Annotated in this window: 18 protein-coding genes; 12 read left to right on the top strand and 6 right to left on the bottom strand. The window is 71.9% G+C overall.

From position 1 onward, the window contains the following. The first annotated feature begins 82 nt into the window (after positions 1-82). From AB0E78_RS31750 to AB0E78_RS31715, 8 genes are all read left to right on the top strand, one after another. Positions 83-1,414, top strand: a complete 1,332-nt coding sequence (locus AB0E78_RS31750) for an extracellular solute-binding protein (RefSeq protein ID WP_361839764.1) — start codon at positions 83-85, stop codon at positions 1,412-1,414. Positions 1,415-1,478: 64 nt separating this feature from the next. Further along, positions 1,479-2,450: a sugar ABC transporter permease gene (locus AB0E78_RS31745; protein ID WP_361839761.1), complete on the top strand. Its 972-nt coding sequence runs from the start codon at positions 1,479-1,481 to the stop codon at positions 2,448-2,450. Next, positions 2,447-3,310, top strand: a complete 864-nt coding sequence (locus tag AB0E78_RS31740) for a carbohydrate ABC transporter permease (protein WP_361839759.1) — start codon at positions 2,447-2,449, stop codon at positions 3,308-3,310. Before AB0E78_RS31745 ends, AB0E78_RS31740 begins: the two co-directional genes overlap by 4 nt. Before the next feature lie 41 nt (positions 3,311-3,351). Further along, positions 3,352-4,368, top strand: coding sequence for a hydroxyacid dehydrogenase (locus AB0E78_RS31735; RefSeq protein WP_361839757.1), 1,017 nt, complete (start codon positions 3,352-3,354; stop codon positions 4,366-4,368). Then, the gene (locus AB0E78_RS31730) at positions 4,365-6,266 is read left to right on the top strand and encodes a DUF2264 domain-containing protein (protein ID WP_361839755.1); all 1,902 of its coding nucleotides are present in this window, start codon (positions 4,365-4,367) and stop codon (positions 6,264-6,266) included. The genes AB0E78_RS31735 and AB0E78_RS31730 overlap by 4 nt, the downstream gene beginning before the upstream one ends. Before the next feature lie 124 nt (positions 6,267-6,390). Beyond that, on the top strand, positions 6,391-7,179 hold the full coding sequence (locus AB0E78_RS31725) for a MerR family transcriptional regulator (RefSeq protein ID WP_361839752.1): 789 nt from the start codon (positions 6,391-6,393) through the stop codon (positions 7,177-7,179). Further along, complete coding sequence (locus tag AB0E78_RS31720; protein WP_361839750.1) at positions 7,176-8,381, top strand: glycosyltransferase; 1,206 nt, start codon at positions 7,176-7,178, stop codon at positions 8,379-8,381. The genes AB0E78_RS31725 and AB0E78_RS31720 overlap by 4 nt, the downstream gene beginning before the upstream one ends. Positions 8,382-8,565: 184 nt before the next feature. Then, the gene (locus tag AB0E78_RS31715; RefSeq protein ID WP_361839747.1) at positions 8,566-8,877 is read left to right on the top strand and encodes a hypothetical protein; all 312 of its coding nucleotides are present in this window, start codon (positions 8,566-8,568) and stop codon (positions 8,875-8,877) included. Between the two features lie 12 nt (positions 8,878-8,889). Here AB0E78_RS31715 and AB0E78_RS31710 read toward each other — a convergent pair whose 3' ends face one another. Next, a complete protein-coding gene (locus AB0E78_RS31710) occupies positions 8,890-9,159 on the bottom strand; it encodes a hypothetical protein (RefSeq protein WP_361839745.1) in 270 nt (89 codons plus the stop codon). A gap of 88 nt (positions 9,160-9,247) precedes the next feature. After that, positions 9,248-10,729, bottom strand: coding sequence for a cytochrome P450 (locus tag AB0E78_RS31705; RefSeq protein WP_361839742.1), 1,482 nt, complete (start codon positions 10,727-10,729; stop codon positions 9,248-9,250). 109 nt (positions 10,730-10,838) lie between these two features. On the opposite strand from AB0E78_RS31705, the gene AB0E78_RS31700 reads away from it, so the two are divergent. Genes AB0E78_RS31700 through AB0E78_RS31690 form a run of 3 tightly spaced genes read left to right on the top strand, consistent with a single transcriptional unit; the run spans position 10,839 to position 12,764 of the window. Further along, positions 10,839-11,450, top strand: a complete 612-nt coding sequence (locus AB0E78_RS31700; protein WP_361839740.1) for a TetR/AcrR family transcriptional regulator — start codon at positions 10,839-10,841, stop codon at positions 11,448-11,450. A 47-nt stretch (positions 11,451-11,497) separates the two neighbouring features. After that, on the top strand, positions 11,498-12,142 hold the full coding sequence (locus tag AB0E78_RS31695; protein ID WP_361839738.1) for a TetR/AcrR family transcriptional regulator: 645 nt from the start codon (positions 11,498-11,500) through the stop codon (positions 12,140-12,142). A gap of 16 nt (positions 12,143-12,158) precedes the next feature. Continuing rightward, a complete protein-coding gene (locus tag AB0E78_RS31690) occupies positions 12,159-12,764 on the top strand; it encodes a DUF2867 domain-containing protein (protein ID WP_361839736.1) in 606 nt (201 codons plus the stop codon). A 24-nt stretch (positions 12,765-12,788) separates the two neighbouring features. Here AB0E78_RS31690 and AB0E78_RS31685 read toward each other — a convergent pair whose 3' ends face one another. From AB0E78_RS31685 to AB0E78_RS31675, 3 genes are all read right to left on the bottom strand, one after another. Further along, entirely contained in the window at positions 12,789-12,980 is a 192-nt protein-coding gene (locus AB0E78_RS31685) for a DUF5999 family protein (RefSeq protein ID WP_361839733.1), read from the bottom strand. Positions 12,981-13,163: 183 nt separating this feature from the next. Beyond that, the gene (locus tag AB0E78_RS31680; protein ID WP_361839730.1) at positions 13,164-14,423 is read right to left on the bottom strand and encodes a helix-turn-helix domain-containing protein; all 1,260 of its coding nucleotides are present in this window, start codon (positions 14,421-14,423) and stop codon (positions 13,164-13,166) included. 138 nt (positions 14,424-14,561) lie between these two features. Further along, positions 14,562-15,875: a lipase family protein gene (locus tag AB0E78_RS31675; RefSeq protein WP_361839728.1), complete on the bottom strand. Its 1,314-nt coding sequence runs from the start codon at positions 15,873-15,875 to the stop codon at positions 14,562-14,564. 190 nt (positions 15,876-16,065) lie between these two features. Between AB0E78_RS31675 and AB0E78_RS31670 the strand changes: the two genes are divergently transcribed. Beyond that, positions 16,066-17,364 (top strand): AMP-binding protein, encoded by a 1,299-nt coding sequence (locus AB0E78_RS31670; RefSeq protein WP_361839725.1) that lies wholly within the window; start codon positions 16,066-16,068, stop codon positions 17,362-17,364. Positions 17,365-17,438: 74 nt separating this feature from the next. Here the strand turns inward: AB0E78_RS31670 and AB0E78_RS31665 are convergent, their stop codons facing one another. Continuing rightward, positions 17,439-18,887: an MFS transporter gene (locus tag AB0E78_RS31665; RefSeq protein ID WP_361839723.1), complete on the bottom strand. Its 1,449-nt coding sequence runs from the start codon at positions 18,885-18,887 to the stop codon at positions 17,439-17,441. Positions 18,888-19,113: the final 226 nt, after the last annotated feature.

Genomic DNA, 19,113 nt, shown 5'->3' with positions numbered 1-19,113 from the left:
TTTCTTTTGATCGGTCTATTGACCGTCACCGTTCACGCGATCAGGATTCCCGTGTCCCGAACAAGAGCCGCGGGAGGCACCCATGCCTGGTCGACCGAGCCGCCGGTCCCTGCTCGCCGTGACAGCCGCAGTTCCCATGGCAGGTGCGCTCAGCGCCTGTTCGGGCAGCACGGGCCGTACGTCGAGCAGCAAGGGCGGCACCACACGCGTCACCTTCTGGTCCGCACTGCGCGGAAGCCAGGAAGTGGTCGACGCGTTCAACAAGACCCACGACCGCATCCAGGTCGAGTTCCAGCAGATCCCGTCCGGCGCCATGGGCGGATACGCCAAGCTCAGCAACGCCGCCCGGGCCGGAAACGCCCCGGACGTGGCCACCATCGAGTACCCCCAGGTCCCCGGCTTCGCCATCGACGGCGTCCTCCGGGACATCACCTCACTCCTCAGCGACCGGCTGCGCGCCAAGCTGCTGCCGCAGGCGCTGGGCCTCACCACCTTCGAGAAGCGGGTCTTCACCGTCCCGCTCGACGTGGAGCCGATGGTGCTGCACTACCGCGCCGACCTGTTCGACCGGTACGGCATCCACGTCCCGCGCACCTGGGACGAGTTCACCCGGGCCGCCCGCACCGTACGGGACAAGGCGGGCGACCGGCGCATCGCGGTCTTCCCCACCGACGGCGGCACCCAGTTCGCCGCGTGGGCGTGGCAGGCGGGCGCCCAGTGGTTCGACACCCGCGACAACGCCTGGAACGTCTCGCTGACGGACCGTCCGACCCGGAAGGTCGCGGCGTACTGGCAGCGGCTCATCGACGACGACCTCCTCTTCGTCAACGCCACCGAGAGCAGGCACTACGACTCCCAGCTGAGTGAGGGCCTGGCCCTCGCCCGGCTCAGCGGGGCCTGGGACGCGGGCTCGCAGATGAACGCGCGACCGGGCCAGAAGGGCCAGTGGGCCATCGCCCCGCTCCCGCAGTGGGACCCCGACGACCCGGTCGTCGGCACCCACGGCGGCTCCACGTTCGCCGTCACCAAGGACAGCGAACACCCCGAGGCCGCCATGGAGTTCATCGAGTGGCAGGTCTCGCACCCCGACGCCCTGCGCGCCCGCCTCTCCAGCGGCACCAGCAGCCAGTACCCGGCCGTCCCCGACCTGGTCGCCGTGGGCCGCAAGGCCTTCGACCGCTCCTACTACTCGGGCCAGGACATCTACCGCCTCTTCGAGCAGCAGGCCGAGACGATCCGCGACGGCTGGGTCTGGGGCCCGCGGATGACCGCCACCCAGCGGGTGATGCAGGACGGCTTCGCCCGCGCCGGCGGCGGCAAGGGCTCGCTCATCGACGCCGTACGCGCCGCGCACGACGGAACGATGCCCGACATCAAGGCCCTCGGCCTCTCCATCACCGAGCACAGCACATGACCGCCCCGGCGCGACCGGAGCCCCTGAACGCGACGAGCACCAGCAGAGAGGCAGGTGACCCCCGATGACCACGACCGCGCCCCCGGCCCGTGCCACCCGCACCGCCGACGCCCCCGTCACCGCCCGCGGCGGCCGCACGCGGGCGCGACGACGTGAACACATGGCGTGCGGTGTCCTGATGACCCCCTTCCTGATCCTGCTGGTGACGGTCTTCCTGATACCGGTCGGCACCGCGGTCTGGCTGAGCTTCTTCAGCGACGACCAGCCGGGCCTCGGCTTCGGCCCGGAACACACGGTCTTCGTCGGCCTGCGCAGCTACACGGCCGTCCTGACCGACCCGACCTTCCTCGGCAGCCTCGGGCTGGTCGCCCTCTACTGCCTGATCTACATCCCGCTGATGGTGATCGGCGCCCTCTCCCTCGCCCTGCTGCTCGACTCGGGCGTCGTACGGCTGCGCGCCTGGGCCCAGTTGGGGCTCTTCCTGCCGCACGCGGTGCCCGGCATCATCGCGGCCCTCATCTGGCTGTACCTCTACACACCGGGGCTCAGCCCGGTCGTCGACGTGCTCTCCAAAGGCGACATCCACATCGACTTCCTCGGGGTGAACACCGTGCTCCCGTCGATCGTGAACATCGCCCTGTGGAGCAACCTCGGCTACAACGTGGTCATCTTCTACGCCGCCCTGCAGGCCGTGCCCCGCGAAGTGATCGAGGCCGCCGTGGTCGACGGCGCCGGAGCGGTGCGCACCGCACTCCAGGTCAAGGCGCCCCTCGTACGCTCCTCGATCGTCATGGTCGCCATGTTCACCCTGATCTGGGCGATGCAGCTGTTCACCGAACCGATGCTGCTCAGCCAGTCGTCCCCGATGATCAACTCGCGCTTCTCACCCAGCATGTACATCTACGACGCGGCCTTCACCCGCAACAACTACGGCCTCGCCGCCGCTGCCTCGGTGATCCTGCTCCTGTGCACGGTCGCCCTGTCGTACGGCGTCACCCGCTGGACCAACCGCTCCCAGAAGGAGGCCGCACGATGAGCGCCGACACCCTCACCGCGCACCGCCCCCGCCTCCTGGGCCGCACCGTCGTCAACACCGTGGTCGGCATCGCGGTCCTCTACACCCTGCTGCCCGTCCTGTGGCTGGTGCTCGCCGCCTCCAAGAACCGCGACGCCCTGTTCAGCAGCAACTTCTTCTCGCTGACCGACTTCTCCTTCGTGCGGAACCTGCGCGACCTGTTCGCGATGGACGGCGGCCTCTACGGCCGCTGGTACACCAACAGCCTCCTGTACGCCGTCCTGGGCGCCGCGATCAGCGCACTGGTGAGCGTCGCCTGCGGTTATGCCTTCGACAAGTACCGCTTCCCGCACAAGGAGAAGGCCTTCGGCCTGGTGCTCGCGGCGGTCATGGTGCCGCAGACCGTGCTCGCGCTGCCGCTGTATCTGATGGCGTCGGCCACGGGCGTCGTCGACACCTTCTGGGCGGTGTTCATCCCGGTCCTCTTCAACCCGTTCGGCGTCTATCTGGGGCGGATCTTCAGCCAGGGATACGTGCCCGACGAGGTCCTCGAAGCGGCCCGGGTGGACGGTGCGGGGGAGCTCACCACCTATGTGCGCGTCTCCCTGCGGATGCTGGGCCCCGGCCTGGTCACGGTGTTCCTCTTCCAGCTCACCGCCATCTGGAACAACTTCTTCCTGCCGATGGTGATGCTTTCGGACGAGAAGCTGTACCCGGTCAGCCTCGGCCTCTACACGTGGAACAGTTCGGCCACCGTCTCGCCCGAGTACTACCCCGTGGTGATCATGGGCTCGCTCCTCGCGGTGCTGCCGCTGATCCTCGCCTTCGTCCTGCTGCAGCGCTTCTGGAAGTCGGGTCTCACGGTCGGCTCGGTCAAGTGAGCCGTGTGCACCATGTGGACCACGTGAAAGGGAATGTGTTGATGAACGGCAGCCACCGTCCGCGTGCGGCGCTCGCCATGGGCCGGGACGCGGCGCAGGCCGTGCTCGGCCCCGACGCCCTGGCCGCGCTCGGCCAGGTCTGCGATCTGGCGCCGGACACCGTCCTGGACGACTTCACCACCGAAGAGGCACGCTCCGTGCTCCGCGACATGGAGGTCCTGGTCACCGGCTGGGGCTGTCCGCCGCTGGACGCCGCCGCGCTCGCGGCGGCGCCCCGGCTGCGGGCCGTCGTCCACACCGCGGGGTCGGTACGCGGCCACATCACCCCGGAGTGCTGGGACCGGGGCATCGAGGTGTCGTCGGCTGCGGCGGCCAACGCCCTGCCCGTCGCCGAGTACACCGTCGCCATGATCCTGCTCAGCGGCAAGCACGTCATGGAGCGGGCGCGCGAGTTCAAGGCCACCCGGCGCCGCGACGCATGGCTCGGCCTGTCGCACGGCGTGGGCAACTACGGCCGTACGGTCGGCATCCTCTCCGCCTCGATGATCGGCCGCCGCGTCATCGAACTCCTCCGCCCGTACGACTTCCAGGTCCTGCTGCACGACCCGTACGTCTCCGACGAGGAGGCCCTTGAGCTCGGCGTACGCCCGGTCGGCATCGGGGAGCTCTTCGCGGGCAGCGACGTCGTCAGCGTCCACACCCCGCTGCTGCCCGCCACCCGCGGCCTGGTCGGCCGTGAGCTGATCGCCGCGATGCGCCACGAGGCGGTGCTCATCAACACGGCCCGCGGCGCGGTGCTCGACCAGGACGCCCTCACCGAAGCCGCGCTGGCCGGCCGGGTCCGCGCCGTCCTCGATGTCACCGACCCCGAAGTCCTGCCTCCCGAGCACCCGTTGTGGGAGTGCGACCACGTCATGATCACCCCCCACCTGGCGGGTTCGCAGGGCAACGAGTGGGGGCGCCTCGCCGATCTCGCCGTCACCGAGCTCGGCCGCTGGGCCGCGGGCGACGGTTTCGCCCATGCCGTACGACGCGAAAGGCTGGCCTACCTCGCATGAGCATCCCCGGACCGTCCGGATTCCCCGGACTGCCTGAAGACGACCGGGAGTTGAGCCCCCACACCGGTTACACGCGCGAGCACTGGGAGGCCGCCGCCGACGGTCTCCTGGGCGCCGCCTGGAAGTGGGCGACACCCCGCGGTGCCCTGCTCGACCTGCCGGGCCGCCCCTCGGCGTCCGGTGTGCGCTCGGACGGCCTTGAGGGCTACGCCCGCACCTTCCTGGCCGCCGCGTTCCGCGTGGCGGGCGCCGAGGGCAAGGACCCGCACGGCTGGCTCGACCGGTACGCGTCGGGGCTCGCGGCGGGCACCCGTACACCCGGCCGCGACGACGCCGAGTCCTGGCCGGTGATCCTCGACCACCAGGTCCAGGGCCAGCCGATGGTCGAGTCCGCGTCCGTCGCCCTCGGCCTGCGGCTGACCCGCCCCTGGCTGTGGGACCGGCTCGACACCGACGTACAGGACCGGGCGGAGGAGTGGCTGCGCGGCGCGATACGCCATGTCCCCGCACCCAACAACTGGTACCTCTTCCCCTACACCGTGGCCGGATTCCTGGAGTCGGTGGGGCGCGGTGACGCGGAGACGGCCAGGGTGCGCGAGCGGGCGCTCGGGCTCCTGGAGACCTGGTACCGCGGCCAGGGCTGGTACGCCGATGGCGACGGCCGCGCCTTCGACCACTACAACGGCTGGGCGCTGCACCTGTACCCGACGCTGGACGCTCAACTGGCGTCCGACGCAGAACAGTTGGCCACGTACGGCGCCCGCCTCCACGCACACCTGGAGAGCTTCGGGCTGCTCTTCGGCGCCGACGGCGCCCCGATCCACTTCGGCCGCTCCCTGACCTACCGCTTCGCCGCGGGCGCCTCCGTGGCCCTGGGCGCCCTCACCGGCCACACACCCCTGACACCCGGCGCCTCGCGCCGGATCCTCAGCGGGTCTCTGCGCTACTTCCTCGACCGCGGCTCCGTCGCGGCCGACGGACTCCTGAGCCTCGGCTGGCACGGCCCGCACGACGCGACCCTCCAGTCCTACTCCGGCCCCGCGTCGCCGTACTGGGCGTCGAAGGCTTTCGTCGGCCTGCTGGCACCGGCCGGCCACCCGCTGTGGACCGCCACGGAGGAACCCGCCCCCAGCGAGAACCGCGACACGGTCCTCGCGCTGCCCGCACCCGGCCTCCTCGTGCAGAGCACTCGCGCCGACGGGATCGTACGGCTGCACAACCACGGCAGTGACCACGCGCGCCCGCACGAGGCCGAGTCGGCGGCCCACGAGGACCCGCTCTACGCCCGCCACGCCTACTCCACACGGACCGGCCCCACGGCACGCGGCAACACCCCGGACAACCACATCGCTGTCGAGGTGGCGGGAGTACGCAGCGCCCGCACCCGCATCCAGCCGCTGGGCGCAGGTCAGGGCGACGGGTGGGGCTGGGCCGCGTCCCGGCACACCCCCGCCTTCGTGAGCGGCCCGCCCATGGTGCCGGGGCTGCGCGTGGAGAGCGTCACCGTGGCCAAGGGGCGCCACGAACTGCGTGTGCACCGCGTCGTCGGCGCACCGCCCGGCGCCCGCGTCACGCACACGGGCTGGGCGACGGGCCCCGAGGAGCCCCTGCTCTCCGCGCTCCACCCGTTGCACGGCTGGACGGACCAGGACGAGCCGCGCGCACCCCAGGGCACGGCCTTCACCCGGTGGGCCCGCCTGCCGCGCCTCACGGCCGATGCGGAGGGCACGGCCGTGTACGCGTCGCTGGCCACGCTCACCGCGGAGCCGGACCCCGGGCCGTTGGCGGACGCGGCCACCGTGGTGAGCGCCACGGCCGACACCGTAGAGGTCAGGTGGACGGACGACGGCTCGCTGACCCGGATCACGTTCGCCCCGCCGGCCGTCGAGCACGGCTGATCGTCGAGCAAGGCTGATCGTCGGGCACGGCCGATGCGGAGGGCGCGGCTGAGCGGTGAACCCGGGTGACTTGACCCTCACGCCACGTCAGGCCGCAGGCTGTACGCGACGAAAGGCGAGGTCCATGAGTTACACGGTGGGGCAGGTCTCCGGGTTCGCGGGGGTCACCGTCCGCACGCTGCATCACTACGACCGGTCCGGGCTGCTCGTGCCCAGCGAGCGGAGCCCGGGAGGGTACCGCCTGTACGGTGAGGCCGACCTGGCCCGCCTCCAGCAGATCCTCTTCTACCGCGAACTCGGCTTCGCCCTGGAGGAGATCGCGGAGATCCTCGAGGACCCGCAGGCCAACGCGCTCGACCAGCTGAGGGCCCGGCGCAAGGCGCTGGTGGAGCAGATCGGCAAGCTGGGACGCCTGGTGGAAGTGGCCGAGCGGGCCATGGAGGTGCAGCAGACCGGCGTGCCGCTCGGCCCCCAGGAGCGGTTCGAGGTGTTCGGCGAGATCACCTTCGACCTGAGCTACGCCACCGAGGCCGGGCTCAAGTGGGAGAACAGCGCGGGACACCGGGAAGCGATGAGCCGCGCCGCCGCCCACTCCAAGGAGGCCTGGGCCCGGATCATGGGCGAGGCGGCGGCCTGGCGGACCGACCTCATCAAGGCCTTCGCCGAGGGCGAGCCCGCCGAGGGGAAGCGGGCCATGGCCCTCGCCGAGGAACACCGCCTGCACATCAGCCGCTGGTTCACACCCTGCCCACCCGCCATGCACCTGCGCATCGCCGCCGACTACGCGGCAGACCCCCGCGCCTACGCCCTCGTCATCCCCCCTTCGGAGCAGCTCCCCGGCCTGGCCGAGTTCCTGCATGCGGCGATACGGGCCAACGCGGGGCAGGTCGCGGACGGGGTGGGGGAGCGATGAGGGTCCTTGTCGCCGCCGCCGGGTCGTACGGTGATGTCGCCCCGTACACCGGGCTAGGTGCTCGGCTGCGCGAGGCCGGGCACGATGTCACCCTGGCCACCCAGGAGCCCTTCGCGCCACTCGTGCGGGGGGCCGGGCTCGGCTTTCGTCCGTTGCCCGCCGATACCGGCGGCGCGGGCCGCGGCGGAAACCGGCAGCTGATGCGCACGGCAGCCGCGTTCGTGCGGGAGTTGGGCGCGGGGCTCCTGGAAGCCGCGGAGCCCGGCGCCGACGTGCTGCTGCTCTCGACCACCACGGCGCCCCTGGGCCGGCAGCTCGCCGAGTCGATGGACGTGCCGGCCCTGGGTGTCTATCTGCAACCCACCCACCCCACACGGGAGTTCGCCCCGGTGGTGAGCGGCGGCAGGTCGCTCGGCGGCCCCGGCAACCGGGCGCTCGGCCGCTTCGCCTCGCGCATGGCCGACCGTGTCTACGCCGACGCGGTCGCGGACCTGCGGGCACGCCTCTCGCTGCCCCGGGAGAGCAGGGGTGCCGCCCGGCGGCGACAGGAAGCGGCCCGGTGGCCGGTCCTGCACGGGTTCAGCGCCGCCGTCGTGCCCCGGCCCGCGGACTGGCGTGACGGCCTCGACGTCGTCGGCAACTGGTGGCCGCACCATGAGCCGGACACCCCGCTGCCCGCCTCCTTCGAAGACTTCCTGCGGGCCGGGCCGCCGCCCGTCTTCATCGGATTCGGCAGCATGGCCGCGGGGGACGGCGCGCGGCTGAGCGAGCTGGCCGTGACCGCGCTGCGCAGGGCCGGGCTGCGGGGAGTCCTCCAGGAGGGACGGGCCGGGCTGATGGCGCGCGGCGACGACATCCTCACCGTGGACGAGGTGCCCCACGCGCTCCTCTTCCCGCGGATGGCCGCCGTGGTCCACCACGCGGGCGCCGGGACCACCGCGGCGGCGCTGCGGGCCGGGGTGCCCGCGATTCCCGTGCCCGTTACGGCGGACCAGCCCTTCTGGGCATCGCGCATCGCCGCTCTCGGCGCGGCCACCGCGCCCGTCCCGTTCAAGGAGCTCACGGCGGAGCGCCTCGCCGAGCAGATCCGGCGTGCGGTGAGTGAGCCCACGTACCGGAAGGCCGCCGGTGCCGTCGCCCGCCGGATGGGGGCGGAGGACGGCGCCGGTCAGGTCGTCAAGGCGGTCGAGGACCTCTGCTGAACGGCGTCCCGGCGCTACCCGACCGTCACCTCCCCGCCCACCACCACGGCCTCGGCCTTCGTCCCCGGGATGTCCTCGGGGCGTACGCGTAGGGGCGCCCCGAGGCGACCGGTACGTAGCCCGAGCGGCCGAACGGGCAGGTCGTGATGGTCATGACGGAGCCGCGGCGTGGAAGCCTGCACCCATGACCGAAAGTGCGTACCTCTATATGGCGAACCCTCGGATCACGGTCCTTGGCGTCAACCCCGGCCGACCGCCCTTCCGCATCGTGGAGCTCGACGGCGAGGTGGTCGGCGAGGCCAGGGAACTCGTCGATGTCCTGGAGGTGGCCGCTCAGGCGGGTCTCGTCGTGCACGACGTGGACGACCCGGATCTGGTGCGCTGGGTGGGCGGCGACAAGTTCACCTGGAAGCCGAAGGAAGCGACGGATCCCGCGGAAGCGACGGGGCCGAAGCGATCGACGGGGCCGGAGGAGCTCCAGGAGTCCAAGGAGTAGCTCTCCAGGACTCTAAGGAGTGGACGGAGCCGAACCAGCCGAGGCGGGGCACGCCCGGGCGTCGGGGCGGTCGGGCTCGAGGTCGTAGATCCTGTTCAGGAGCTCGGCCTCGTTGCCCGTCAGGCCCGCGCGGCGCAGCGCTTCGTCCGCCTCCGCTATGGGCCCGGCGAGCAGCGAGGCCGCCGCGGCCGGTGAGGGACCGGACAGTGCGGCACGTGCGGTGTGCAGCAGCCGCAAGCAGGCCTGGGCGGCGGCCAGTTCCGGGGTCGGCGTGCTGGTCATGTCGAGAGCTCCTCTGCGCGGGGTCGGAAGGCCCGGTGGCTGGCACCGGTGGACCCTCCACTCTTGCGCACGGGTCTGACAATCGGCCCTAAGCGGCCCTGGCGCGGCGGGTGAGCCGTAGCGTGAGGCCTTCCGGTATGAGCGTGAGGCGCTCGACGACCCGCAGCCGGTACGCGGGGTCGGCGTGCAGGTCGTAGCGGCGTAGGAGCAGCCCGAGGACCAACGTCGCCTCGTGCAGCGCGAACTGACGGCCGATACAGGCCCGCGCGCCCGTGCCGAACGGCTTGAAGACATGAGCGGGCCGCGCCCGTACGGCCGCGGGAGTGAACCGGTCGGGGTCGAACTCCTCGGGCCGCTCGCCCCACGCCGCCGGATCGCGGTGCAGCAGCGTGGCGAGGACGAGCGCCCAGGCACCCTCACGCATCGGGTGCTCACCGCCGATCGTCGTGTCGTGCAGGGCCTGGCGCGAGAAACCGGGCGCGGTCGGCCACAGCCGCAGCGACTCGTCCAGGACGCGCCGCAGATAACGGAGCTTGGCGACCTGCTCGTACGCGGGCTCCTCCGCGTCACCCCAGACCTCGTCGACCTCCGCCTGGGCGCGGGCCAGGACTTCGGGGGAGCGCGCGAGGTAGTGCAGGGCGAACGACAGGGCGCCCGACGTCGTCTCGTGCCCGGCCACCAGGAAGGTGATGACCTGACGGCGGATGTTCTCGGCGGAGAGCCGCTCACCGGTCTCGGGGTGGGAGACCTCCAGCATCCGGTCGAGCAGATCGCCGTCGCCGGGACCCGGCGCGGCGCGGCGGGCCGCGACCACGTCGTCGACGGTGCGGTTGAGATACGCCATGTCGGCGGTGTTGCGCCGGGTGGCGCCGCGCAGCAGCAGCGGGGCGAGACCGGGCGGCACGACGTTGCGGCGCTGGGCGTAGGAGAGCGTGCCGACCATGGCCGACACGAAGGGATGCGGCCGGGACCGCTCGAAGGAGCCGAAGTCGTGCCCGAACCCGGTGCGGGCGATCGTCTCCAGGGTCAGCTTCGTCATGTCGCCGGGCACGTCCACGGACCGCCCCGCGGACTCGCTCGCGTCCCAGCGGCCGGTCAGCTGCCGGGCGACGTCCAGCATCAGCGGGTGGTAGCCGGCCATCGCGTCCCGGCTGAAGCCCGGCGCGAGGATGTCGTGCGCGAGCTGCCAGTTGGGCTCGTGGTTGTACGCGGTGAACAGGCCGTCACCGGCCACCGGCCGCAGGTTGGCGACGCCCAGGCCCACATGCTTGGCGAACCGTGATTCGTCGGCCAGTTCGGCCGCGAGCGCGGCGCCCCAGACGAAGACGATCTCCTTGCCGAACGCCTTGCGGCGGAAGATGGGCCCCAGGCCGCTGCCGATCCGCATCGAATCCTGCACGGGTGTCCGGACATGGGCGCCGAGGATGTCGCCGACCAGGGGCAGACGGCGCGGCGGATGCGGGATGAGGTCGAGGCGCGGCCAGCCGAGCTCGGCGCTGCGGAACCCCTTGGGGGGCTCGGCACCCTCCGTCACCTGCGATGCCTGCGATGCCTGGGACGCCTGCGCCATGTGTGCCATCTCCCTTGTGCCGCAGACCCGTTGAGCCTGTTGTACGCGGATTCAATAAGGGATATCAGTCTGGTCCCGCTATTGAATCCGCGTCAAGTAAAGTGCGCTCATGGCCGCGAACCCGCAGGAACGCACGCGCCGCAGACTCAGCACGGAGGAGCGCAGGGAGCAGCTGCTCTCGGCAGGGGCGCGGCTCTTCGCCCAGAATCCGTACGACGACGTGTGGGTCGAGCGGGTGGCGGAGATCGCCGGAGTCTCGCGCGGCCTGCTGTACCACTATTTCCCGACCAAGAGCGACTTCTTCGCCGCCGTGGTGCAGCGCGAGAGCCACCGCATGCTGCGGCTGACGGCGGCCGTGCCGGGAGTCCCGGTCCGCGACCAGATCGGCACGGGCCTCGATACGTTCCTCGCGTACGTCGAGTCGCACGCCGAGGGCTTCCGTGCCTTCCACCGGGCGGAGGAGACGGGTGACGTCACGGTCCGCAGGATCTACCGCGAAGGCCTCGCGGCCCACGAGGACCAGATCCTGGCCGCCCTCGCCGCGGACCCCCGGACGGCGACCACCCCGCACGAACTGCCCACCCTGCGGCTGGCCGTGCGCGGCTGGCTCGCCTTCATGGTGACCGTCTGCCTGGAGTGGCTGGACGAGCCCGAACTGCCGCGCGAGCAGGTGCGGGACCTGTGCGCGCGGGCATTGCTCGGCGCGATCGCCCCGGAGTAACCTACATACATGTCTGTATGTGAATTCGCATCGGGGACAGCACGGCGATGACGGCAGGCCCGGCGCGTCCTCGTGAGAAGCAGGCGGACCGGCGCGCCCGGACCAGGAGCGCCCTGCTGGAGTCCGCGGCGCGAGGGTTCTCCACGTACGGATACGGCAACGTGGCGCTCGAACGGGTGGCGGCCGAGGCGGGCTACACCCGCGGCGCCCTCTACCACCTGTTCGCCAACAAGGAAGACCTGGCGCTCGCCGTGGTGCAGTGGGTCGAGGAGACCTGGAACGCCGAGGTCGGCGCCCCGGCGGACGAGGAGCCCGACCCCGTCGCGGCGCTCCTGGCGATGGCGCGGGGGCACGCCGTGTACTGCCGCCGTGACGTGGCCAGGGTGATGAGGGCGCTGTCGGTCGAGTTCGCCGGACAGGATCACGCGGTCGGCCACGCGCTCGCCGAAGTCGTCGACCGGCTCACCACCCGGTGCGTCGACCGGATCTCCGCGGGACGCGAGAGCGGCGCCATCCCCCCGGGGCCACCGCCGCGGGAGGTCGCGCTCGCCTACATCGGCACCCTCGAAGGCCTGGTGAGCAGCGTCGCCGGACACGCCCCCCATGACGTCGTACTCGCGGAGAGAGCGATACGGGGGCTGTTGGGCCTGCCGCACGGAGATTCAGGAACGAAGCCGGCTGTTCAGGAATGAAACCGGAGGTTCAGGAATGAAGCTGCCGAAGAGCGCGCACACGTCACGCCCGTGGCGCATCCATGAGATCGCCCCCGACTTCCAGGTGGAGGACGTGTGGGCGCTGCCCACACCGGGCGGCCCCGAGGACTTCCCCCGGCTGGTGGAGCAGACCGTCTCGGGCGACAACTTCCCGGAGGGCGCGCCGCTCCTCGTACGCGTGGTGTGGGCGGCCCGCTGGAAGATCGGCTCGGTGTTCGGCTGGGACCGCCCGAAGGCCGGCCTGGGCACGCGGGTGGCCTCGCTCCGGGACCGGCTGCCGGACGAGATGCGCGAGGCCCCCAGGGGCCCGGAATCCGCAGGGTTCCCGCTCACCCCGGTGTATCTGCTCAAGGACGAGTGGGCGGCGGAGCTGGCCAACGGCACGGTGCACACGATCATGCACCTGGGCTGGGTGCCCGGCGAATCCGGCGGCTACCGCGGCCAGATGACGGTCCTGGTGAAGCCGAACGGCCGGTTCGGCGCCGTCTACATGGCCGCGATCAAGCCGTTCCGGCTGTGGCTCGTCTACCCGGCGCTGATGCGGGAGATCGAGCGCTCGTGGCGAGCGGGTGCTGCGGGGCAGCCGCCCGTGCACCCGTAGGGAGGGCGCCTGGCAGTACCGCGCTCAGACCGCCATCACCGGCCGTCGCGTCACCACCACCACCCGTCCGTCCGGCAGGATTTCACCGGTGTCGTCGAAGACGATGGCGCCGTTGCACAGCAGGCTCCAGCCCTGTTCGGGGTGGGCGGAGAGGATCAGGGCGGCCAGATGGTCGGCGCTGTCGGCGGGCGGGCAAGGGGGCTGGTGGGCGCACATGGTCGTACCTCCGGGTGGGGGTCGCGAACCTTGTGCGCGGCCCGGTGTGTCTCGGTTTCCCTTTGTATGAGTTTTGACTCCATCAAGGGCGCCAACTCATCGCTCGCAGAGCGTACTTGTGACCTCGTGCGAGAGAGAAACCGGGCCGGAGGCGCGCGAGCCGTGTGCTGCGTGACGCGGGCATCACTCCGCGGCGGGCCGCAGGCTCAACGCGTGCAGCGCCAGCTGCATCTCGAACTGCGCCACCGGATCGTGCAGCCGGTCGCCGAACACCTCGTCCAGCTGCCGCAGGCGGTAGCGGACCGTCTGCGGATGCACGGCGAGGCGCGTGGCGACCTCGCTCGCGTTGTGCCCGCACCGCAGCCAGCACAGCAGGGTCTCGGCGAGGCGCTCACGCTGCGGTGAGCGCACCTCCTGAAGGGGCAGCAGATGCCGCTGCGCGAGCGCGTCGATCAGCGCCTCGTCCTGGAAGAGCAGCAACGTCGCCAGGTGATCGGCGCAGTGCAGCAGGCCCGCGCGGGGCAGGATGCCGCGCCGGGACAGGCCCAGGGCGTCCAGCGCCCAGCGCAGCGAGCGCGCCCCCTCGTGCAGGGCGACGGTGGGCCCGATCACCGCGCGCAGGCCCTGTAACGCGGCGGCGATCGACCGGGCCCTGCCCGGCCCCTCCGGGTCGGGCACCACGATGCAGCCGGGCTGCTCGGAGAAGCGGGCGAGGAACTCCGGCGGCACGATGGGGCTGACGGTATCCGGGGTGAGGACGTGGTCGATGACGACGACGGCCACCTCGCGCGGGATGGGCCACTGGGCGGCCTGCGCGAGATCGGCGATGGCCTCCGCCGACGCGGGAGGATCGGCGGTCAGCAGGTCGATGAGGCGCGCGCGGCGCTGCTGCAGCTCGCCCGCCGCGTGCAGCCTGGCCTCGGTGTAGCCCGCCGTTGTCGCCGCGGCCATCTCGTCCAGGTGCACGAACAGCGCCTCGCCGAAAGCGGCAAGCACGGTGTGCGGCAACAGGTCGGCGTCGACCAGGGCGTTGACCCGGCGCCACGTGACGCGCGCGCCGAGGCGCAGCGCGGACTGGAAGGAGTCGAGGCTGCGGCCCTCGTCCGCCTCGCCCCTGCCGATGTTCTGGTAGGTGGCCTTCACCGACTCCCAGTCGGTGTCCGGGTGGGCCATGCGGGCCAGGAACCCCTCAAGGGCCTGCTCCACACCGCGGTTCACGACATGCATGTACGTGTCGTCGGTCGGCCGCGCGTACTCCGGTATCTCCGTGCGGATCGCCCGCACCACCTCCGACGTGATGTCGTCGAGGAACGGCCGCACATGGTCGTGGAGGCCCGAGGGGAAGGCCCGGAACGCGGCGTACGACTCCTCTGCCGGGGTGCCCGCGGACGCGGGGGCGCCTGCCGGGGGTGTGCCGGCGGGCGGCGTCGAACCGTTCACCATGGGGTGCTCCCTCTGCGCGCGGGGGACAAAGGTTTGGTGAAGATACCGCCACCGGTCCGTGGCGGCCCGTCGAAGACGGACAGACATGATGCTGCCTCCTGTCACCCGGGTGACAAGAGGCAGCGAGTGCGAAACAACTCACGGCAGCAGGCAGTTGCCGAACTCCGGTTTTCCCTCGAACCGGTCGCCGAGCCACTTGACCGTGTCGCCCTTCGCGAGTTGATCGGTCGTCAGGTGCTCGCCCGGATAGACCTTCCACTGGGTGGTGATGTTCCCCTTGCAGTACGCCGTGCGCGTCGCGTCCTCCGTCTCGATGGGGATGACCTCCTCCAGCGCCCCGCGGTACTGCAGGACCGGGAAGCCGATCTCGTACTCGGCTCCGGAGCCGGGGCGCCCGACGCCGACGCCGAGCTTCTGGGCGTCGACGACCTGGCCCCACGTCCTGCCGTCCGTGCCCTTGAGCGCGTAGAGCTGCTCCAGGCTCAGACCGTCCTTGGTGTTGTCCTCGATCTTCTGGCCCGCGAGGGTCGAGATCGTGCCCGCCAGACAGTGCGACCTGGCCTTCCTCAGGGTTTCCCGGCCCTGGTCGTTCATGAGCTCGTCGAACGGCATCCGGGGGTGCGCGGCCGAAAGACCGAGCACGGCATCGACCAGGAACCCCGCGAACGGACCGCCGTTCAGCCCCTTGGCGACCACTTTCAGATCGCCGGGCACACCGCCGGACGCGTCGCCCACGACATCGAGTTCAGGGGCGTACGAAGCCGCGAGCTGGGCCGCCCACAGGCTGGCCGCACCGCCTTCGGAGTAGCCCCAGAGGGCGACCTTCGCCCTCGGGTCGAGGCCGCTGCCCGGGATCGCGGACGCGCTGCGCGCGATGTCGAGGAGCGCGTGCCCGGCGTCGGCGCCGGAGACGTACGGGTGGGTCCGGCCGTCCAGATAGCCCGCCCCGTCCGTCGCGGCGACGGCGTACCCGGCCTTCAGGAGCGCCGCGATGTTCTCGCCCTCGTACTCGTCCTGGAAGGCGCCCGCCAACTGCTTCGAGAACGCGCACTGCGAACCGAGCCCCAGCGTCCCGGGGCTGAACGCCACGACGGGACGGCTGCCGCGCCCCTTCCACTGGGCGTCCGGCACGGCCACGGTGCCGGAGACCGCCACCGGCTTGCCCGTGTTGTCCTGCGAGCTGTACTGGACCTTCCAGGCGTGCATCGGGATGTTGCCCGGCACGTGGGGGAGCGCGGTCGTCCGGCAGGCGATGACGCTGCCCGGATCGCTCGGGACGGACCCAGGCACCTGGTAGATCCGCCCGTCCGGGGCGTCGCACGCCGCCGAGGCGTCCGGGGTCGCTGCGGCGCCCGCCGTCACGGCCGGCACGCCGAGACCCAGGCCCGCGAGGGCCGCGGCGGCGGTCAGCGCGAGCAGTCTCTTCTTCCGTTTCGCTCGTGGCCTGTGCACGGGGTGCTCCTTCGGTCGGTTCGAGGTTGCTGCGAGGGGGTTCGAGGTTCTTCGAGGGGGACAGCTGTGCACGCCGTGAAGTTACGGAGCGGTAATCGGACGTCGATAGTCAGCGGAGCCACAGCCCGCCGGGCCGGAACTGTGCGCGAGGGACAAGTGGCGACCCGCCCTCCTGCGCCACGATCAGGTCATGACCGAGCCACAGGTGATGGCCCCGGACCCACAGCCGTGGCTCCGGTTCTATGCCGCCGGGGTACCTCACTGTCTGCGGGTCCCCGACGTCACGCTCCCCGGCCTGCTCGAAGCGGCGGCCCGGCGCCACGGCCGCAGATCCGGCTTTCGAGGGCTGCACCGCGCCGCGGGCGCATGCGCCGACACGTTGCGGACGCTGGGTGTCCGGCACGGTGACCGGGTGGCGTTGGTGCTGCCCAACTGTCCGTGGTTCGCGGTGGCGTGGCATGCGGTGCTGCGGCTCGGGGCGGTCGCGGTGACGATCGACCCGGACGCCTCACGGCAGACCATGCGGCATCAACTGGCGGATGCGGGCGCTGTGGTGGCGATCGTGGGCGAGTCGGCGGGGGAGCGGCTCGACACGGTGCGTGAAGACACGTACGTACGGGATGTCGTCACCGTTCCGATCGGCGGGGAGTGGCCGCGTGGCGGCTGTCCGCGGAAGCCGGCCCGGTCGAAGCCGGGGGACCGCGGGCCGGAGTCGACGGATCGCGGGCCGGAGCCGGGTGGCCTTGCCGCCCTCGCGTACGTCACCGCCGACGGGCCCGCGGCGATGCTCACGCACACGAACCTCGTCGCGGCTGCCCATCAACTGGCCCTGTGGCATCCACAGTTGCGTGACGGACAAGAGACCGCACTTGCCGTCACGCCCCTGTGGCGTCCGCACGGCCTGCTGTTCGGCCTGACCGCCCCGCTGCTCACCGGGACGCGGACCGTCCTCCTGCCGACCGCCGAGCCGCAGACGCTCCTGCGCACGGCACGCCGCCGGAAAGTGACACTCCTGTCGGCCGAGCCCGCCGACTGTCGGAGCCTTCTCCGGCGCCCGGCCCACGAGTTGGAGGCCCTCGCCACGGTGCGGACCTGGCTGACCGGGATGCTGGATGCCGCGACCGCCGACCGCGTCCGCGAGTCGGTCGACGCGGTGCTCGTCGAGGGATACGGCATCCCGGAGGCTGCGGGTGCCGTCCTCGCCAACCCCCGCGGTGCCAATGCCCGCCCCGGCACGTCAGGCCTGCCCCTGCCCGGTACCGAGATCCGCATCGGCCAGGAGGGCGCCCCCGGGGTGGAGCTGCCCCTGGGGCACGCCGGTGAACTCCTGGTGCGGGGGCCGCAGGTGTGCGCGGGCTACTGGGGCGACCCGGTGGGGACGGGGCGGCGGCTGCTGCCCGATGGGTGGCTGCGTACGGGCGATATCGCGGTACTGGGCCCGGACGGCTATGTGACCGTGCTCGGCGGCACGGGCTCGTCGAGGGGGTAGCGGGTCGTCGAGGAGGCGGAGGGGCGGATCGCGGAGGCATGGCTGGGCCCGCGATCCCTGGCCGCATCAGTGCGTCACCGACGCACCGGGGGACGGGTTCGTTTGACTGCGGAAGGTGCCCCTGACCGCCGGTGGCGGGCGGGCCGCCGGAGCGTTGTGGCGGTGACGACGGCGCCCAACAGGACGCAGAGGGCGGCGAGTTGCAGCCCCGTGTCGTAGCCGTCCAGGAAGGCGCTGCGGGGCTCGGCGCCATCCCGCAGCGCGGTGCGTTCCGTGCGGGTCAGGACGACGCCGACCAGGACGACCCCGAACACCCCGGAGATCTCACGGGCCGCGCTCACCAGGCCCGAAGCCATGCCGGTGCGCGTCGTGGGGACATCGGCGACGGAACGTACCGTCAGCGGAGTCGTCAGGGCCGACCCGACGCCGATCACGAGCAGCCCCGGCTGCAGATCCCAGTACTGCGCGTGCAACCCCGTGCCCGACACCCACACCAGGCCGCCCGCGACCAGCACGAGTCCCCCGGCGATCGACCAGTGCGCCCCCACCGCCTTGGCCGCGCGCTCGGCGAAGGGCGTCGTCACGAGCAGCGCGCCGGCCAGCGGCAGAAAGGCGAGACCGGCCTTGGTGGGGGAGAAGCCGAGCACGCGCTGGAGGTAGAGCGCGGTGAAGAAGAACACGCCGTTGACGCCGATGCCCCACAGCACCTGAGCCGCCGCGCCGCCGCTCAGGGACCGGTTGCGCAGCAGCCGCAGATCCACCAGCGGCAGGAACGTGCGCGACTCGACGACGACGAACGCGATCCCGGTGGCCGCCGAGAGCCAGAGGCAGAGCGGCACCGGCGGCGTGCTGAAACTGTGCTCGCCGCCCCTGACCAGGCCGTACGTGAGGAGGAAGAGGGAAGTCGTCGACAGCGCGACGCCCGGCAGGTCCAGGAGCGGCAGCAGGCCATGGCGCACGGGTGTGACGGCGCGGGGCACGGCGGGCACGAGGAGCAGGGCGAGGGCGCCGAAGGGGACGTTGAGCAGGAACACCCAGCTCCAGTCCCACCGTTCGGTGACGTACCCGCCCACCACGGGGCCGAGCGCCAGCGCGACCGCGAGGGCCGCCGTCCATAGGCCGACCGCCAAGGCGCGCCTGCGGGCGGGCAGATCGGCGGCGACCACCGCGAGCGAGGCCGGGATGACGAGCGCCGCCCCCACACCCTGCACGGTACGCGCCGCGATGAGCGTCCCGCCGCTGTCCGCGAGGGCGGCCGCCAGCGATGCCGCGGTGAACACGATGACGCCCGCCGCGAGCACCGTCCGACGGCCCAGCAGATCCGTGAGCCTGCCGCCGGCCGGAAGGAGCGAGCCGAAGCTCAGCACGTAGCTGGTGGCCACCCACTCCAAGTCGGTGACCGTCAGGCCGAGATCGCGCTGCACGGTCGGCAGGGCGACGTTGATGACGGTGTTGTCGAGGGTCGTGATGAAACCGGCAAGGGCGAGCATCGCCAGAAGAGCGGTCAGCCTGCCCCGGCCCACGTGCGGCTCCCCTCGATCGCGATGCGGTTCCGCTGCCGGATTCTCCGGCCCCGTGGCTGCCGTCGCTGCTGCCCGCGACGCCGAATCCGGTGCGGCGCCTTGTCAGTGAAGTGACAGAGGTTGTCAGACGATCTGTCAGCAACCCGTCTTACTCACGGGTCACACCGGGGCGGAACCTGGTGCACCGCTCGTGCAGGTCCCCGCGCCGCCCGTCCCGGTCCCCGCG

Origin of the sequence: Streptomyces sp. NPDC032198 (assembly GCF_040636975.1) — a bacterium.
In the GTDB taxonomy this organism is placed as follows: domain Bacteria; phylum Actinomycetota; class Actinomycetes; order Streptomycetales; family Streptomycetaceae; genus Streptomyces.
This window is presented reverse-complemented; position numbering and strand designations above follow the sequence as displayed.

Coding starts and splice junctions, on each gene's coding strand:
- AB0E78_RS31750 (WP_361839764.1), top strand. CDS start 83: ATGCCTGGTCGACCGAGCCGCCGGTCCCTGCTCGCCGTGACAGCCGCA.
- AB0E78_RS31745 (WP_361839761.1), top strand. CDS start 1,479: ATGACCACGACCGCGCCCCCGGCCCGTGCCACCCGCACCGCCGACGCC.
- AB0E78_RS31740 (WP_361839759.1), top strand. CDS start 2,447: ATGAGCGCCGACACCCTCACCGCGCACCGCCCCCGCCTCCTGGGCCGC.
- AB0E78_RS31735 (WP_361839757.1), top strand. CDS start 3,352: ATGAACGGCAGCCACCGTCCGCGTGCGGCGCTCGCCATGGGCCGGGAC.
- AB0E78_RS31730 (WP_361839755.1), top strand. CDS start 4,365: ATGAGCATCCCCGGACCGTCCGGATTCCCCGGACTGCCTGAAGACGAC.
- AB0E78_RS31725 (WP_361839752.1), top strand. CDS start 6,391: ATGAGTTACACGGTGGGGCAGGTCTCCGGGTTCGCGGGGGTCACCGTC.
- AB0E78_RS31720 (WP_361839750.1), top strand. CDS start 7,176: ATGAGGGTCCTTGTCGCCGCCGCCGGGTCGTACGGTGATGTCGCCCCG.
- AB0E78_RS31715 (WP_361839747.1), top strand. CDS start 8,566: ATGACCGAAAGTGCGTACCTCTATATGGCGAACCCTCGGATCACGGTC.
- AB0E78_RS31710 (WP_361839745.1), bottom strand. CDS start 9,159: ATGACCAGCACGCCGACCCCGGAACTGGCCGCCGCCCAGGCCTGCTTG.
- AB0E78_RS31705 (WP_361839742.1), bottom strand. CDS start 10,729: ATGGCGCAGGCGTCCCAGGCATCGCAGGCATCGCAGGTGACGGAGGGT.
- AB0E78_RS31700 (WP_361839740.1), top strand. CDS start 10,839: ATGGCCGCGAACCCGCAGGAACGCACGCGCCGCAGACTCAGCACGGAG.
- AB0E78_RS31695 (WP_361839738.1), top strand. CDS start 11,498: ATGACGGCAGGCCCGGCGCGTCCTCGTGAGAAGCAGGCGGACCGGCGC.
- AB0E78_RS31690 (WP_361839736.1), top strand. CDS start 12,159: ATGAAGCTGCCGAAGAGCGCGCACACGTCACGCCCGTGGCGCATCCAT.
- AB0E78_RS31685 (WP_361839733.1), bottom strand. CDS start 12,980: ATGTGCGCCCACCAGCCCCCTTGCCCGCCCGCCGACAGCGCCGACCAT.
- AB0E78_RS31680 (WP_361839730.1), bottom strand. CDS start 14,423: ATGGTGAACGGTTCGACGCCGCCCGCCGGCACACCCCCGGCAGGCGCC.
- AB0E78_RS31670 (WP_361839725.1), top strand. CDS start 16,066: ATGACCGAGCCACAGGTGATGGCCCCGGACCCACAGCCGTGGCTCCGG.